Here is a 17,377-nt window from a genome sequence, read left to right as displayed (position 1 = left end):
GCTTCGGGCTAGGCGAAGGCTCTGGGCGCCAGATGCGAGACCTCATGCTTCCGACGGATAACAGGATCGACGCACGCGACTGGTTGCTGTTGGGTCTCCTTTCGATCCTGTGGGGCGGCTCGTTCTTTTTCAACAGCGCGGCCTTGAGGGAATTGCCGCCATTGACGCTGGTGCTGCTGCGAGTGGCGGCGGGTGCGGCCCTGCTTCTGCCGCTGCTGCGGCTTTATGGGATCAGCCTTCCGAAAGACGTCGCGAGTTGGCGGCCGTATGTCGCCATGGCGTTGCTGAACAACGTATTGCCATTTTCCATGATCGTGACGGCGCAATTGTACATTTCGAGCGGGCTGGCGTCGATCCTCAACGCGACCACTCCCTTATTCACCGTCGTCGTCATGGCGGTTGTCGGAGAGGAGAGGCTGATAGCGCGTCGGGCTGCCGGTGTTGTCGTGGGCCTGATCGGCGTCATCATTCTGAAGGGAGCTGGGATCGAGTTGCTGACTGGTCAGGGGATCGGGATCCTGCTTTGCATCGGTGCAGCTCTCAGCTACGGATTCGCGGCCTTCGTGGCACGGCGCTGGCTGTCGAAATCACCTCCGCTTGCGACGGCGACATGTCAGTTGCTCGCATCGACGGTCATGATGACGGTGCTGGCTTTCGTGTTCGACCGGCCATGGCGCCTGCCGATGCCCGGCGTGACGACCTGGCTCGCCGTGCTCGGCTCGGCTGGTCTCTCGACCGCGCTCGCGTATCTCGTCTTTTTCCAGGTGTTGCGGCGCTCAGGCGCAACCAACGTGACTTTGGTAACGCTCCTCGTTCCCGTGACGGCAATCCTGCTCGGCTATCTCGTCCTGGGTGAACCGATTTCAGCGCGTGAGATTGCCGGCGCCCTGATCATTGCCAGCGCGCTTCTCGTGATCGACGGGCGTATCTTGACTCTGCTCCGGCGCAGCTGATGCGGTTCGACGGTCGGGCCTTGGAGCCGTTCGCCAACGTCATGACCGGCGAGGTCGGTCACGCGCGGCAATAGCCGGGAGGAAATGCGGCTCCGCCACAGCGGTGATCGGCGCCACCTAAGATTCCTGGCCGAATGTGGGCCACTTCACATTGCAGGTCGATCACGCGGCATAAGTTTCTGAAGCATCATCCGGAAAAGTGCGCAGCGGTTTTCCGAATAGATCATGCGGAAATAGCTCGGGGCATCTGGGTCGAGCGGAGCGCCTCCGCGATGCCCTCTTGGAATTGAGCCCTGCCGCGGCGAGGGGCGGGCCCGATCGTGCAAGCGTCGCCTGCTGAGTGGGAGCGCGCAACATGGATATCATTCGAGAAATCGTTACGCACAGCCAATGGATCATTGCACTCCTGGCCCTCTTTGTCGTCGCCTGGGCTCGCTTCAACTCTCCACCTACCAATCGGTCGGGCACGACGTTCGCAATGTTCTTTTGGGGGGTGATATTTTACTACGCCTTGATGGTACCGCTCTGGCTGGTGGTGATGATCGGACTCGTACAGGGAAGCATCGGGTTCGATTTCATCGTCGACAAGTTGAAGCAGGTTGATCCAAAGGCACAGGCGCAACTCGCTCAATACGCTCCCATCGTAGCCGTGCTCATCATCGTCGTCGCTTCGCAGTTCCGCCAGGTGGCGCGGATCGACAGGGCGGCGCGGGCGTTTTGCGTCAGATTGGCCGCTATTCCGCGTGGGGCCGACCGACTGGCATTTGAACTGGCGCAAACCACCGGTTTTACCCCGCAGGGTGAGGCTCGAATCAAAGTCACCAGGATCATCTCGGAAAATATTGGTCCGAAGGCGCTGAGTTTCAGCAGGGATGGTACTCTTCCCGACCGCTTTACGAGAGCCGTCGGCCTCTACAATTTGTTCGTTGGACCCCGACAGAACGCCACGGTCCCTGACTTCGCCGGAAACGGATATGGTCGATCAGCGTATGCCGAGATCATGCAAATGGGTGACGCGGTCGCAGCTCGTGCAGATGCCCGCTACGAAGAACTGATGCATGCTGGCCTGGCGTTTTTCACCTCTTCGCTTCCCGCCCCCGAATTGAAGGAAGCGCTGAACCGGAACATTGCCGAGGTCACGAATCTGACTTGCAGCCTCGTCGCTCGTTATGTCCTTTTTTGCGAAAGGACTCACAGCGGCCGGTTGCAGCGCCTTGCGAAGATGGGATTCGCCTACAGTCCTGGGCCGACCTTTGGACTGGATCAATGGGCGACAACGATCTTCCTCGTCGTCGCCTGGAGCGTTGCCACGATGCTCTTCATGCCGGGGGCGCGTCCGCTTGACGTCGGAAAGGTCCTGACGATTGCGATTACGTTTGGGATTTCAATCGGCTTCGCGGTCTTGGGTGCGATCGTCGTTGCGCAACGGTTCATATCACGGAAGGAAGGCGCCTCGCCGGGATATCCGCCCATTGCCGAGCTGGTCGTTGCCGGTCTCATCGTTGTGGGACTATCGATTGCGCTCCGTGTCGGCATTCCACTCGTATCCGCCTTGATGCACGGCGAAGGATATCAGAACGTTCTCAAGCAGTTCTTGGAACGGATATATGGGGTCATCACGCCTTTCGTCTGCACCGTTTCCCTCGGGCTAATCTGTTCCTACCTGGGCAGCTCGCGAGGAAGCTGGTACCGCGTGGCGGCCCTCGGGGCCCTTGGGAATGGTGCGGCGCTGACCTGCGCGGGCTGGCTGGTCGCGCATTTGATCGGCCGGCAGGTGCTGGCCCAGTTCTATGTGGAGCCGGAATATGCGGTTCAGCTCGTGGCGCTAAGCACCGGGCTAACCGGCTTCATCGTCGGCGGCATGGTTCTCGCGGTCTTCAATGAGTCGGAGCGCATTCGCAAGGTTACCGCCGAGCGGGCAAGCGATCCGCGCAAGGATTGTCCCGTGCATGAAGCGCCGTCGATTGCCGGCGGTCTCGAATCTCGGATGTCATCTGGTTCCGATGCCGCCCGCGATCTCGGTTGCTATGCTCGTGCAGGCGTCGAGGCTCTCGAGGGCGATTACATATGCTTCAGGCCGGCTTTCTCCAAAGCCGAGATCATTAGTGCGTACCTCATAGGCGTTCACTGGGACGAGACAGAGTCCTGCCTCATGTTCGAGGAACGAGAACGTGTCGATGCCGGGCACACACAGAGAGGACGGATTTACATCCCGGAGGGACGTCCCTTCCTGAATTTCGTTACACTGGAAATGGGGGCCATACGTCTGATCATGGTGTCGCGTCCGGAGAAGAGCAGCGAGCCAGCCCGCGGTCTGATCACGACATTGTCCAATCCTGGAGGCGCGCAGTTTACCCCGGCAAGTGCTCCGATCGTTCTCAGACGTGTGGTCGATCACATCCCTCGACTTGGCTTCATTCGGCCCGGATCGCCCGACTATGAAAGCTACCGCCAAGAACTTGAGATGGTCGTACCCGCTTTCGGCGTCTTTGCGCCGGCGCCGCACCCGGCGCGCCGCGTACCGGCGGAGTGAAGCCGAAAGGGATCGATTCCTGTCGCTCCTGCGGGCGTTAAATGCGTCCGGGTTGCGGAGAGAAGAACTAACCCGCGCTCAGTCGCACGCCGGCGCGCAGGAACTTCTGCGGATCGACCGCTTCGCCCTCGATCCGGGTCTCGTAATGCAGATGCGGACCGGTGGAGCGTCCGGTCGAGCCGACCAGACCGACGACCTGGCCAATCTTCACGATCTCGCCGACCTTGACGTTGATCTCCGAGAGATGGCCGTAGCGGGTCGACAACCCGTTGCCGTGATCGACCTCGACCATGCGGCCATAGCCGCCGGACCAGCCGGCGGAAACGACCTTGCCGTTGGCGGTGACGCGGACCGGATCGCCGCTGGCGGCGCGGAAGTCGAGCCCGGTATGCATCGCGGGCCGGCCGAGGAAGGGATCGCTGCGGACGCCGAAGCCTGAGGTGAACTCGACCTCGCCGATGACAGGCTTGCGGTAGGGCACCAGCGCCAGCGTGCGGTTGAGACGATCCATCTCAGCGCGGGTGATGTTGATGCGATTGAGCTGCTTCTCGAACGGCCCGGCATTGGCGGTCAGCTTGATGGGAACGAAGGGCCCGCCCATTGCGCTGCGCGGCACGGCGGCTTCGAGACTGGCGAGGTTGAGACCGAGATCGCTGACCACGCCGCGCATCCGGCGCATGCGTGAATCCATGCTTTCCTCGACCGCGCTGAGCACCGCCATCTGGCGACGTTCGACCTGATCGAGTGAGGTGGTGAGCCGGACCAGGACGTTGTCGAAGCCATGGTTCTTCGCAAATTGATTGGTCTGGGGAGCCACGACAGCCGGGGCGCGCGATTCGAGCCGCGCCTCACGGTCCGGCGGCGCCACGAAGATCACGGTGTCGCTGATCGGCGAGGGCTTTGGCGTGCCCTGGCTCGAATCGCCGCGCTGCGGGGCCGCGCGGGGAATCGAGCCGGTCACGTCGGGCATGGCTCCGAGCGCCGTGGCCCGGGACTCCAGCGCCGTCTGGCGCTTCATGATCTGGTCGAGCTTCTGGTCGAACTGCTCCTGGTCGAGCAGCTGCCGGCTGGTGGTGCGATCGACCTTGGCGCGCAGCTCGGCGATGCGGTCCTCGTAGGCGTATTGCATCTCGGCCTGACGGGCGATCAGCCGGGTCAGCACGTCGTCGCGGAAAGCGAAGTAGGTGGCGGTCGCCGCCGACCAGAGACCGAGCAGCACCACCGTACCGACCACGATCCAGAACACCACGGGCCCGAAGCGGACCTGCTTGCCGGCATGGACGATGGTATAGGCATCGTCGGTCGCGGGAAGGGGGATCGCTGCGGCGGCCGCAACCGCGGGACGGCGTTGGAAGGCCCGGCCGTGGTCGTGCGGATGATGTTGGGGGTACTGCGAGTATTGGGCAGAACTTTTCGACATCGGCACTCCCGCGCCGGTCGGATGAGTCCGTACGGCCCTAATTTCCGCAGCAATCTGGGCCGGTCATGGTTAATTTTCCGGAAACGGGAACAGGCCAATTCAAAGGACTGGTTAAAGGCTTCTTGCCGCCTCCAGCACCGCATCGGCATGCCCGTCGACCCGGACATTGCGCCAGATCCTGGCCACCTTGCCGTCGGCGCCGACCAGGATCGTGGTGCGAAGAATTCCGAGGAAGCTCTTGCCATACATGGACTTTTCGCCCCAGGCGCCATAGGCTTCCAGCATCTCGTGCTGCTCGTCCGAGATCAGGGGGACACCGAGCCCGTGCTTGTCGCGGAATTTCTCCTGGGCCTTTAACGGGTCGGCGGAGATCCCGAGCACGGCGGTGCCAGCGGCCGCGAAGGCGCCGGCGAGGCGGGTGAAGTCGATTGCCTCCCGGGTGCAGCCGGGCGTGTCGGCGCGGGGATAGAAGAACAGGACCAGCTTTCGGCCGGCATAGTCCGCCAATGTGACGACGTCGCCGCCGTCGCGCGGCAGGCGGAAGGCGGGGGCTTTCTGGCCCTCGGCCAGGCCGGACTTCGCCGTCGCGGGCGCGGAGGCCGATTTGGAGGAATTTAACTGTTTCGATGCGGCCTTATGTGATCCTGCTTTTGCTAAAGTCCCGGCTGATTTGCTCGCCGGTGTCCGCTGCGTCTTTGCGGACTTTGTTTGACTCGATGCCCGCGCTTTCAGGGTGTTCTTCTTAGCCGTCGGACTGCCGGAGGGCGCTTTGGACGATTTCTTTTGGGATTTCTTGGACATACGCCTTCCTTTCGACGCTTTCGGCGGGTCAACCGAAACGGTATTGCAGCTCTCGTCCGGTGTGCCGGACTGGCGCCCTTGGCTGGGCAAGTCTGACGACGCCGGAGTATGGTTACAAGGAATTCCACGCACCACCCCACTGCTCGTTGAACGCGCTCCCGGGGCGAAATGACGAACAGCAGGAATATTCGAAGTATGGCTGCAATGCCGGCGCAGGGAGCTTTGCTCCCTGGGAGCGGCTGCGGTCCCGGCGGCGCTCAATCTCATGACGGGCGCCTGTATCGAGAGGCAATGGCAAGGAATAAGTCGCCCCAGGATTACAATCGGGACTTCGATCGGCACGGCGGTCAACAGCCGCAGGAATGGGACGACGCCGATTGGGATCCGGATCAGGAGGCGGCCGCGGGCCATCGCGCGCGCCGGCTGTTGGCGCGTTCCAGCTCGCGCTTCCTTCGCTTCGGCGACGGGTTTGGCGCGCTGCGCCGCTGGCTGGCGGCCGATCGCTGGCTGAAGCGCCTCGTCCTCGTCGTCGGGACTGTCGCCGTCATCTTCGTCGGCTGTTTCGCTGCGCTGTGGTGGCGGCTCGGCGCCGGTCCCATCAATCTCGACATCGCCACGCCGTGGCTGGCCGCCGCGATCGAGGACAATATCGGCCACGGCAACACGGTCGAGATCGGGGGCACCCAAATCGAGCGGGCCGGGCGCGTCCGCATCGCCGTCCGCATCCGTGACATCATCGTCCGCGACCGCGATCACGCCGTCGTCGCCAGCGCGCCGAAGGCCGAGGTCAAGCTGTCGGGGGCGGGCCTGCTGATGGGGCACCTGCGCGCCGAAAGCCTCAATCTCGTCGATGCCGAGCTCGCGATCCGGATCGCGCCCGACGGTACTGTCACGGTGTCCGCCGGCGACACGGCAAAGCCGCTGGCCACCGGCGTCGCCTCGAAGAAGGATGCCGGCCTGCCGCCGACATTCCCGCGCAGCGGCGTTCCGCCGCCGCCTTTCGCCACGGCGCCCGCCGGCCAGGATCCATCTCAAGCGGCCTCCCAAGCTGCTTCCCAGGCCGCGCCCCAGGCGACCGCGCAGAGCGGCATTCTTCAGGGTCTCGACTGGCTCGACAGCCTGAGCATGACGGGTCTCGACGGCCAGAACCTCAACGAGATCGGTCTGAAGAACGGCAATCTGATCGTCGACGATCAGCAGCGCGGCAGCAAATGGTCGTTCGAGAACATCACGCTCAGCCTGCGCCGGCCGAGCCGCGGCGGCGTCACGCTCAGCCTCGGCGAGGAGGGTGCGCGCCCCTGGATGCTGCGCGCCACGATCGGTCCGGCCGAGAACGGCGTGCGCTCGGTCGACATCAAGGCCGATAAGGTCTCGACCTCCAACATCCTCCTGGCGCTGCGGGTCAAGGACCTCACCTATACCGCCGATTTGCCGCTGACCGGCGAGCTCAAGGGCGAGCTCGGCCGCGACGGCGTGCCGACCTTCTTCCGCGGCAAGATTGCGGTCGGCGCGGGCAATATCATCGACACCGACACGCCCGACTATCCGATGGCGATCGACCAGGCCGAGATCAATCTCGAGTGGGATGCCAACCGGCGGGTGCTGGTGGCGCCGTTCAAGGTCCTGTCGGGCGCGAACCGGCTGACGCTGCTGGCCCATCTCGAGCCGCCCAACGGCACCGTCAACGACTGGCAGCTCGGCTTCAGCGGCGGGTCGATCCTGCTCGGCGGCATCGACAACGAGCCGCCGCTCGTCTTCAACCGCATCGCGATCGGATTCCGCTTCGACACCGACCACAAACGCTTCCTGCTGACGCAGGCCGACATCAGCAACGGCGAGATCGGCGTCGCCGGCACCGGTGCGATCGATTATTCGGGCGAGCCGCGCCTGACGCTGGGCTTTGCGGGAACGCCGATGTCGGCCTCCGCGCTGAAGCGGATGTGGCCGACGCTCGTCGTTCCCGAATTGCGCGAATGGGTGATCGAGCGGATCGAGCGCGGCACGCTCCAGCGCATCGAGATCGGCATCAACTCGCCGACCAAGAATCTTCCGCGCAAGGGCCCGCCCATTCCCGACGACGGCCTCTCGGTCAACATCGTGGCGAGCGGCGTCGCGGTCCGTCCGGTGGACGGCATGCCGGTCGTGCACGATGCCGATCTGAAGGCGCGCGTGACCGGCCGCACCGCGACCGTGACGATCGGCCAGGGCATCGCCGATACGCCTGCGGGCCGCAAGATCACCATCTCCGATTTCGTCTTCGAGGTGCCCGACATGGCGCCGAAGCCGTCGCCGTCGCGGACCAGGTTCCGCGTCGATGGCCCGGTGCCCGCGGCGGCTGAAATGCTGTCCAATGATCGCCTCAGCGATCTGTCGTCGACGATCATCGATCCCAACACCAGCAAGGGGACGTTCACGGCGAACATCCAGCTCGGCCTGCCGGTCAAGGGCGAATTGACCAAGTCTGACACCATCTATGCCGTCACCGCCGATCTCAACGGCTTTGCCGCCGACAAGCTGGTGATGAACCAGAAGCTCGAGGCCAACAACCTCAAGATCGTCGCCAACAACGGCGGTTATCAGGTCAAGGGCGACGTCAAGATCAACGGGCAGGCGGCCTCGCTCGACTATCGCAAGCCGACCGAAGGCGATGCGGACGTCAGGCTGCAGGCAACGCTCGACGATGCGAGCCGCGCCCGCCTCGGCTTTGATCTCAGTCCCGCCGTCAGCGGATCGTTGCCGATCAAGCTGTCGGGCAAGATCGCCGGCGGTCCCGACCAGACCACGAAGCTCGGCGTCGAGGCCGACCTGACGTCGGTCAAGCTCGACAATATCCTGCCGGGCTGGGTCAAGCTGCCGGGCAAGTCGGGCAAGGCCAGCTTCAAGGTGGTGCCGACCGCGCAATCGACGCGTCTCGAGGACATCGTCATCGAAGGCGGCGGCGCCTCGATCAAGGGCTCGCTCGAAGTCGACGCGAACGGCGACCTCGTCAACGCGAACTTCCCGGTCTATTCGCCGTCCGACGGCGACAAGACCTCGTTGAAGGCCGAGCGTGGTCAGGACGGCGTCATCAGGGGCACCATACGCGGCGACGTGTTCGATGGCCGCGGCTTCCTCAAGTCGGCGATCTCAGGCAATTCCAAGGATGACAAGAGCAACAAGATGAAGGGCGTCGACTTCGACATCGACGTGAAGCTCGGTGCCGTCGCGGGCTTCAACGGCGAGGCGATGCGCAGCGTCGATGCCAAGATGTCGAAGCGCAACGGCGCCATCAAGGCCTTTACCCTGAGCGGGAAGATCGGCCGCGATACGCCGGTGGCGGCCGATCTGCGCGGCGGGCGTGCGCAGGGCAGCCGCGAGGTGATCTATCTCCAGACCAACGATGCCGGCGCGCTGCTGCGCTTCACCGACACCTACACCAAGGCGGTCGGCGGCCAGATGGTGGTGGCGATGGAGCCGCCGACATCCGAGCCGAACACCTCGCGCGAGGGTCTCATCAACGTCCGCGACTTCACGGTGAAGGGCGAGGCGCAGCTCGAGCGCGTTGCCGCCGGCGCGCCCAACGGCACCGGCAACGGCGTCTCCTTCAGTGCGCTGCGCGCCGAGTTCACCCGGCAGAACGGCGCCCTGACGATCCGCGACGGCGTCGTCAAGGGCCCGATGATCGGCGCCACCATCGAAGGCTCGATCGACTATCCCGGCAACCAGGTCTGCATGAGCGGCACCTTCGTGCCGATGTACGGGTTGAACAACATGTTCGGACAGATTCCGGTGCTCGGGCTGTTCCTGGGCGGTGGCGACAAGGAAGGACTGATCGGCGTGACCTACGAGGTCATCGGCACGCCGGCCGCGCCGGTGATGCGCGTCAATCCGGTCTCGGCCATGGTGCCGGGCGTGTTCCGCAAGATCTTCGAGTTCAACACCGGCAAGCAGAACACGCCGTTCGAGGAATTCCCCTCGCAGTCGAACGACGGCTCGACCGGCTCGACGCGTCAGCTCTCGAGCGGCTGCAGCCTCACGCGGCGGTAGTAGCGGCCTTTTTCTCGCGAACAGTAGCAGACGATCGTCATGCCCGGGCTTGTCCCGGGCATCCGCGTTCTTCCCTTCGCAGTGTCTGAAAACGTGGATGGCCGGGACAAGCCCGGCCATGACGCACGTGGAGATATTCGGGCCTGAAGGCCTACGCCGCGCGTACGCCGGCCAGGAACGTGCCGACTTCGCCGGAGAGCTGCTCGGCCTGCTTGGAGAGGTTGCTGGCTGCGGCGAGCACCATGCCGGCGGCATTGCCGGTCTCGTTCGCGGCGGTCGAGACGCCGCCGATATTGGTGGTGACCTCCTGGGTCGCCTCCGCGGTCTGCGAGACGCTGCGGGCGATCTCGGCGGTCGCGGCGCCTTGCTCCTCGATCGCGGCGCCGATCGAGGTGGCGATGCGGCTGACCTCCTCGATGGTGGCGGTGATGCCGCCGATGGCGTCCACGGCCTCCCTGGTCGCGCCCTGGATCTGGGCGATCTTGTCGCCGATCTCGCGGGTGGCTTCCGCGGTCTGGCTCGCGAGCGACTTCACCTCGGAGGCGACGACGGCAAAGCCGCGGCCGGCTTCGCCGGCACGCGCGGCCTCGATGGTGGCGTTGAGCGCGAGCAGATTGGTCTGGGCGGCGATGTTGGAGATCAGCTCGGCGACGTGCTCGATCTGCTGGGCGCCGTCCGAGAGCGCGCGCACGATCGTGTCGGTGCGGCGGGCGCTGTCGACCGCGCGTCCGGTGACCTCTGCGGATTGGGCGACCTGGCGGCTGATCTCGGTGATGGAGGAGGAGAGCTCCTCGGCGGCGGCCGCGACGGTCTGAACGCGCTGGCTGGCTTCGGTGGCGGCAGAGCCGACCAATGCGGCGCGGCGGTTGGTGCCTTCGGCGGTCGAGGACATCGACTTGGCGGTATGCTCGAGCTCACCCGAGCCGGAGGCCATCAGGCCGACGAGCTGGCCGACGGAGGCATCGAAGCGATCGGCAAGGGCGATCAGGGCGTCGCGCTTCTCCTGCTCGGTGCGCGTCTTGGTGGCGGCCTGTTCGGCTTCCAGTGCGCGGGCCGTCAAAGCGGTCTGCCTCAGCACCTCGAGGGTCTCGGCCATGCGGCCGATCTCGTCGCCGCGGTCGGTTTCCTCGACCGGCTTGTCGATGGCGCCTTCGGAAATCTCCTGCATGCGGTTCTTCTGGCGTTCGAGCGCGCTGAGCACGTCGCGGGCGATCAGCCAGGACAGTGCCGCCATCAGCAGCATCAGGCCGGTGCCGATCGCGGCAAGCTCCAGCGTTAGCGCACGCACGTCGGCGTCGATGTCGTCGACATAGAGGCCGTAGCTGATGGTCGCATTCCAGGGCGCGAATTTGCGCGCGAACACGGTCTTGCGGACCGGCTCGGTCTGGCCGGGACGGGGGTAGAGATAAGAGGTGACCCCGCCCTGCGCGGTCTGCTCGCCCGCCTTGACAATGGCGTCGGCGATCAGGACGCCGTTGGAGTCCTTGGCGCCGGTGATCTTGCCTTCGAGCTGCTGATTGGCGCCGTTCACCAGGATCGACGTGTCGGGATTGTAGACGACGGGGTAGCCCTGGTTGCCGTTGAAGTTCATGCGGCGGCCGCGCTGGTGGAATTGGGCCTTGGCATCGGCCAATGTCAGCTTGCCGGCGGTCACCTCGTCCTGGAGCGATTGTGCGTAATTGTAGAGCAACTCGACCGCGGTCCGCATCTGCTGGACGCGATCCTCCATCATGCGGCTCTTGCTCAGCACGGACGATACGCCGATGATGGCCGCGACTGTGAGGGCCGCAAGGCAGACCATGCTGGCAAGCTTGGTGCGGATCGTCAGATGGCTCAGCAGTTTCATCACAGCCCCTACGGAATGGTTATTGCTCGCCTGGGTAGCATGAAGTTCTTACCAATCATGAATGTAGGCATGCGGCGGCCTGCCGGGCGCGCGGCATTTGCAGCCTCATGCGCAATCGTGCAGGCAAATCGCCTTGCCGACCGGCTCAAGCCCGTCCGGGGGACAGAATCGATTTTGGATTTTGGGATCTAAACAGCCTGGCTGGACCTGCAATGACTCGATTCGTTCATCGCATCATCATGTCCGTGCTGCTCGTCGCGGCCCTCGTTCTGATCTGGAACGTGCTGGGGGCGCGCTGAGACGGCACCGCCGGTCTGCCGGTGCCGTCCGTTTGCGGGGCCGGCGCCGCAGCGCCGCGGACCGGGGTCGCTAGTCCTTGCCCATCGCTGCGTCGGCGCTGACCGAGCCGCCGCCGGCTGCGGCGAGATACAGGCAGGCGAAGCAGAACAGGATCGCCGAGGTGCCGCCGTTGAGCAGCGGAAGGAACACCGGCGTCTCGCCCTTGAACATGTGGCCGATGAAATAGGCGAACGCCATTTGACCCGACAGGATGAATGCGGTCAGGCGGGTGAACAGCCCGATCATCAAGAGCGCGCCGAGCACGAGCTCGATTGCGCCAGCCGTCCAGATCAGCGGCGGGATGTTTGCGAAGTAGGGAAGCACCGGAAACTTGAAGATCTTGGCGACGCCGTACTGAAACAGCAACAGGCCGGTCATGAAGCGAAACAGGCTCAGGAGAACCGGTTGAAAGCGAGTGAGAAAAGGAAAGTCCATTGGTTTGCCCTCCATCCAATGCTGTGACTAGGACCGTATTCAGCGCCGCCTCGCAAGCCGTCTCAGATCAATTTCGCGCTGACATTTTCGTCATGTCGGACGCGACACCACACGTCCTCCGTCCGCGTCCGAGCTATTGCTTACGGTGTCCGCATGACGTGCGTAATTCCCCGGTGACATCGAGGGGCGCAGGTTACGTCGGGGAGACTTACTCCCGCAAGGCGGGGACGATGAGGAATGGAATCATTCCGAGGATCACGGTCGCAAGTGCGAAAACGAGCAGCAGATTGTAGCCGTGCGTGAAATCGTGGATGAGACCGCCGCTCCATGAGCCGACGGCAGAGCCGAGGCCGCTGCCGATCGAGATGGTGCCGAAGATCGTGCCGACGCGCTTGCCGCGGAAGATCCTCATCGCGGTCGCCGTGATCAGCGGCCCGCGCGAGCCCATCATGCTGCCGAAGCAGACGACGAAGCCGGTGAGCAGGATGACATCTGGATAATACTGAAGCAGCCAGAGCAGCAAGATGCCGAGGATCGAGATGGCGTAGCTGAGCAGCACCGAAGGCCGCCGTCCGATCAGCCCGTCGAGTGCCGATACGCCGATCATGCCGAACACGAGCACGACGCCAGAAAACCCCCAGGCGGTCGCAGCCTGGAGCGGCGGGAAGCCGGCGTCGATCAGATAGGCCACGATCTGGGCAGCGATCGCGTACATGCCGACCGCGGTGAAGAAGAAGGTCGCGAACAGCGCCCAGAAGGCATGGTGGCGCATGGCGCTCGCCAGCGTCCAGCCATTGTCGATGAAGTCGGGATCGCTTCTCTTGGCGACATGCGGCGAGCCGGCGGAAAACATCCGCCAGGGCAGCAGCAGCAGCGGCACCAGCAGCGCGAGCGCGGCGAGGCCATAGACCTGATAGGTCTCGCGCCAGCCGAGATGATCGATCAGAAGCTGCGATGCCGGCAGCAGCGCCAGTACGCCGCCGCCCATCGCCGAGTACACCACCGCCATGGCGGTCGGCAGCTTTGGTCCGAACCAGCGGCCGAGCAGGATCGAGTTCGGCACGTTGCCGATGAAGGCAACGCCGATGCCGACACAAAGGCCGATCGAGAGCTGGAATTGCCAGAGCGCCTGGGCCCGGCTTGCGATCAGGAAGGCCGAGCCGAGCAGGAGCAGCCCGAGTGCGTAGACGATGCGCGGACCGGAATGGTCGAACAGGCGCCCGACCAGCGGCGCGGTCAGTCCGCTGATCAGCCATGTCAGGGAATAGATCGAGACGACTTGCGCGCGGTCCCAGCCGAAGTTCTCGGAGATCGGCTTGAGGAAGACGGTGAAGCTCTCGCTGAGCCCGCGGCCAAGAACAGCCAGCGTGAAACACAGGCAGAGCACCACGAGCGCGGTGCGCACCGCCTGCCGCTGCGTGCTTGCGCCCTGTTCCTTGGGCGTTTCGCTGGGCGTGTTCTGATCCATTGCCGTCAGGGAGCGCGCATCCGCGCAGCCTGACAAGCAGCGAAAAGCTCATACGCCTATGCAGGCTTGATCAGGATGTGCTTCTTCTTGCCGAAGGACAGCTTGATCACGCCTTCCGGCGTCAGATTGGCCGCAGAGAGCGCCATCTTCTCGTCGGTGACGGGCGCGTCGTTCACACGCAGGCCGCCGCCCTTGATCTGACGCCGCGCCTCGCCGTTGGAGGCAACGAGGCCCGCCTTGACGAAGGCGGCGAGCACGCCGAGGCCGGCATCGAGTTCGCCGCGCGGAATTTCCACCGTCGGCAGGCTTTCGGCGAGCGCGCCTTCCTCGAAGGTGCGGCGCGCGGTTTCGGCCGCTTCGTTCGCGGCGTCGCGGCCGTGCAGCAGCGCGGTCGCTTCGGTGGCGAGCACCTTCTTGGCCTCGTTGATCTCCGAGCCGCCGAGCGCTTCGAGCTTCCTGATCTCGGCCATCGGCAGCGTCGTGAACAGCTTCAGGAACTTGCCGACGTCGGCATCCTCGGTGTTGCGCCAGTACTGCCAGAAATCGTAGGGGCTGAACTGGTCGGCGTTGAGCCACACCGCGCCTTGCGCGGTCTTGCCCATCTTGGCGCCCGAGGCGGTGGTCAAGAGCGGCGTCGTCAACGCGAACAGCTGGTGCGTGCCCATGCGGCGGCCGAGATCGACGCCCATGATGATGTTGCCCCACTGGTCCGAGCCGCCCATCTGCAATTTGCAGCCGGTCCGCTTGGCGAGCTCGACGAAGTCGTAGGCCTGGCAGACCATGTAGTTGAACTCGATGAAGCTCATCTCCTGCTCGCGCTCGAGCCGCAGCCGCACGGAATCCATGGTGAGCATGCGGTTGACCGAGAAGTGCCGGCCGACGTCGCGCAGCATCTCGATCCAGTTCAGCTTGGTCAGCCATTCCGCATTGTCGAGCATGATGGCGTCGCTCTTGCCGTCGCCATAGTTGAGCACCTTGGCGAACACGCCGCGGATCGAGGCCTTGTTGCCCTCGATCTCGGCGATCGTCCGCATCGCGCGCGTCTCGTCCTTGCCCGAGGGGTCGCCGACCATGGTGGTGCCGCCGCCCATCAGCGTGATCGGCTTGTTGCCGGATTGCTGCAGCCAGTGCAGCATCATCATGGTCAGGTAATTGCCGATATGCAGCGAGCGGGCGGTGCAATCGTAGCCGACATAGGCGGTCGCTTCGCCCTTGGCGGCGAGCGCGTCCAGCCCCTCGAAATCCGAGCATTGGTGGATGAACCCACGTTCCTGCAGGATATTGAGGAAATCCGATTTAAATACAGTCATCTGTCGGCGTGCCCAACAATTCTTGGTTTACTGTTTTGGGGGCAATTTAAGGGTCTTGCATGGGAACCCGACGGCCGCCCGCCACTTGGCGCTGTGGCATTATAAGATGTGCCCCTCTGGCACAAGATCGGCATGCTGGAAGGGTCTTGAGGACGCTGATCCATGATGTTGACGGCACTCGGTCTGATGAGCGGCACCTCGCTGGACGGGGTAGATGTCGCGCTGATCGAGACCGATGGAAAGCAGGTGAAGGCATTCGGGCCGTCCGGCTACCGGCCCTATCAGCCTGCGGAGCGCAATCTGCTGCGCCAGGCCCTGGGCGAAGCCGTGCATTTGACCCAGCGCGATGCGCGCCCAGGCGTTCTGGCCGAGGCCGAGCGGGCGGTGACGCGGGCCCATGCCGAGGCGGTCGCCAGCTTCCTGGCCCAGAACCGCATGAGGCCGGAGGACATCGACATCGTCGGCTTCCACGGCCAGACCGTTCTGCACCGGCCCGAAAAGCGGCTGACGGTGCAGATCGGCGATGCGCCGGCACTGGCAAAAGCGATCCATATTCCCGTGATGTATGATTTCCGTGCCGCCGATGTCGAGGCCGGCGGGCAGGGCGCGCCCTTTGTCCCGGTCTACCACCGCGCGCTCGCCAATTCGCTGGACCGCGAGGGACCGATCGTCGTGGTCAATATCGGCGGCGTCTCCAACATCACCTATATCGACGGCGACACGCTGATCGCCTGCGACACCGGCCCCGGCAATGCGCTGCTGGACGATTTCATGTACCGCACCATGAACCAGGCGTTCGACGCGGAAGGAAAGTTCGCAAGCCTCGGCAAGGTCGACGAGGCCTGGATCGCGCGGGCGCTGGGGCTGCCGTTCTTCGCGTTGCCGCCACCGAAATCGCTCGACCGCAACGACTTTGCGGCGCTGAAGCTCGGCGACGTCGCACCGGCCGACGGCGCCGCGACCCTGACCGCCTTCACCGCGGCGGCGATCGCACGCGTCATCCCGCTGTTGCCGCGGCGGCCGCGGAGCTGGATCGTCTGCGGCGGCGGCGCCCGCAACCTCACCATGCTGCGGATGCTGCGGGAGCGGGTGGGGGCAGCCACGGTCGAGGCCGCCGAGACGCTGGGCTGGGCCTCCGACGCCATCGAGGCGCAGGCCTTCGGCTTCCTCGCCGTCCGCGGCATGAAGGGCCTGCCGCTGTCGTACCCCGCTACCACGGGCGTACCGATGCCGATGACCGGCGGGGTGATCGCAAGGCCCTGAGGGCGGGCGCTGATGTATCAACGTCTTTGCGAGCGGAGCGAAGCAATCCAGAATCTTTCCGCGGAGGGATTCTGGATTGCTTCGTCGCATCAGCGCAAAACTGCTACGCAATTTTGTCGCGAGCTCTTCGCAATGACGGAATATGGGGTGACAACTTGCCTCTCCAACTGACGCGGTCATTCCCCGCGCAGGCGGGGAATCCAGTACGCCGCGGCTTCTCGGTTCGATCACGGCTTTTCTGGAATACTGGATCGCCCGCCTTCGCGGGCGATGACAACGAGTGGGTGGTTGCAGACGCGTCTTCGCATTCCCGCGGCGCGTTTTGCCCGAGTGGTGCTGCCGTCTTGCGCCCCATGATTGCCAAAGGGCGCAGGGAAGGCCGGGCGCCGGCGGCACCCGCAGGTCCGTGGGCGTAAGAACGCACACGGGGTGGACCACAGGTGTGCCGGTCGCCCGGCCTTCCCTGCGCGGATGGTTTTAACGGTGTCCTTCGTGCTCTCCTCGGGGAGCGTTGCACTATTGCCCCCGTCGCCTTGCGGCTGAACGATGCGCGCGCCGGTTGGCCGCCGCATCGCCGCGAGACTTGACGCCAGAACCCCCGGGCGTCGGGACCACACGACTTCTCCGTCCGCGGACGTTCCCGCCGAACGACCCGAAGGCTTGCGTGTGCTCGCCTCCAGGCATCAACGAGACCGCTGTGACCGCGCCGTGTCGTATGCACGTTGCGTGAGACTCACGGTTGGGCCGCCCTGTCGCCACACATCCGCGCCGGCGCTGCCGCGTCCACCGCACCCCGGCTCGCATCTCGTGACGATCGCGAAGCGCCCCTCTGGCAGGGCCGGGATGGACAGTGTATGCCATAAATCCGAAATTCGGAAAAGTGAAATATTTTCGCCGGCGGGGATTGACGAATTTTGGGTGTTTTGCCCGACGCCTCGATGATCGCAGACGTGCGAATTAATGCAGGTGCATTGACCTTGACA

Annotated in this window: 10 protein-coding genes; 4 read left to right on the top strand and 6 right to left on the bottom strand. The window is 64.4% G+C overall.

Annotated elements, in window-relative coordinates:
* Positions 1-44 precede the first annotated feature (44 nt).
* Both DCM79_RS13230 and DCM79_RS13225 read left to right on the top strand, forming a co-directional pair.
* A complete protein-coding gene (locus DCM79_RS13230) occupies positions 45-953 on the top strand; it encodes a DMT family transporter (protein ID WP_257180205.1) in 909 nt (302 codons plus the stop codon).
* Between the two features lie 355 nt (positions 954-1,308).
* Positions 1,309-3,486, top strand: a complete 2,178-nt coding sequence (locus DCM79_RS13225; RefSeq protein WP_257180204.1) for a hypothetical protein — start codon at positions 1,309-1,311, stop codon at positions 3,484-3,486.
* A 67-nt stretch (positions 3,487-3,553) separates the two neighbouring features.
* On the opposite strand, the gene DCM79_RS13220 is transcribed toward DCM79_RS13225, so the two are convergent.
* Entirely contained in the window at positions 3,554-4,906 is a 1,353-nt protein-coding gene (locus tag DCM79_RS13220; protein WP_257180203.1) for a M23 family metallopeptidase, read from the bottom strand.
* A 111-nt stretch (positions 4,907-5,017) separates the two neighbouring features.
* On the bottom strand, positions 5,018-5,707 hold the full coding sequence (locus DCM79_RS13215; RefSeq protein ID WP_257180202.1) for a peroxiredoxin: 690 nt from the start codon (positions 5,705-5,707) through the stop codon (positions 5,018-5,020).
* 204 nt (positions 5,708-5,911) lie between these two features.
* Between DCM79_RS13215 and DCM79_RS13210 the strand changes: the two genes are divergently transcribed.
* Positions 5,912-9,733, top strand: coding sequence for a DUF3971 domain-containing protein (locus DCM79_RS13210; protein WP_373568135.1), 3,822 nt, complete (start codon positions 5,912-5,914; stop codon positions 9,731-9,733).
* Between the two features lie 151 nt (positions 9,734-9,884).
* Here the strand turns inward: DCM79_RS13210 and DCM79_RS13205 are convergent, their stop codons facing one another.
* From DCM79_RS13205 to tyrS, 4 genes are all read right to left on the bottom strand, one after another.
* Positions 9,885-11,579 carry a methyl-accepting chemotaxis protein gene (locus DCM79_RS13205; RefSeq protein WP_257180199.1) on the bottom strand — a complete coding sequence of 565 codons (1,695 nt, stop codon included), beginning with the start codon at positions 11,577-11,579 and terminating at the stop codon, positions 9,885-9,887.
* Positions 11,580-11,948: 369 nt separating this feature from the next.
* Positions 11,949-12,353, bottom strand: coding sequence for a DoxX family protein (locus tag DCM79_RS13200; protein WP_257180198.1), 405 nt, complete (start codon positions 12,351-12,353; stop codon positions 11,949-11,951).
* Between the two features lie 208 nt (positions 12,354-12,561).
* On the bottom strand, positions 12,562-13,821 hold the full coding sequence (locus DCM79_RS13195) for an MFS transporter (RefSeq protein WP_257180197.1): 1,260 nt from the start codon (positions 13,819-13,821) through the stop codon (positions 12,562-12,564).
* A gap of 56 nt (positions 13,822-13,877) precedes the next feature.
* A complete protein-coding gene (tyrS, locus tag DCM79_RS13190) occupies positions 13,878-15,131 on the bottom strand; it encodes a tyrosine--tRNA ligase (protein WP_257180196.1) in 1,254 nt (417 codons plus the stop codon).
* A 162-nt stretch (positions 15,132-15,293) separates the two neighbouring features.
* On the opposite strand from tyrS, the gene DCM79_RS13185 reads away from it, so the two are divergent.
* Positions 15,294-16,394 (top strand): anhydro-N-acetylmuramic acid kinase, encoded by a 1,101-nt coding sequence (locus DCM79_RS13185; RefSeq protein WP_257180195.1) that lies wholly within the window; start codon positions 15,294-15,296, stop codon positions 16,392-16,394.
* Positions 16,395-17,377: the final 983 nt, after the last annotated feature.

Source organism: Bradyrhizobium sp. WBOS07, assembly GCF_024585165.1.
In the GTDB taxonomy this organism is placed as follows: Bacteria; Pseudomonadota; Alphaproteobacteria; order Rhizobiales; family Xanthobacteraceae; genus Bradyrhizobium; species Bradyrhizobium japonicum_B.
The sequence above is the reverse complement of the archived record's forward strand: the minus strand, read 5'-3'. Positions and strand labels throughout refer to the sequence as shown.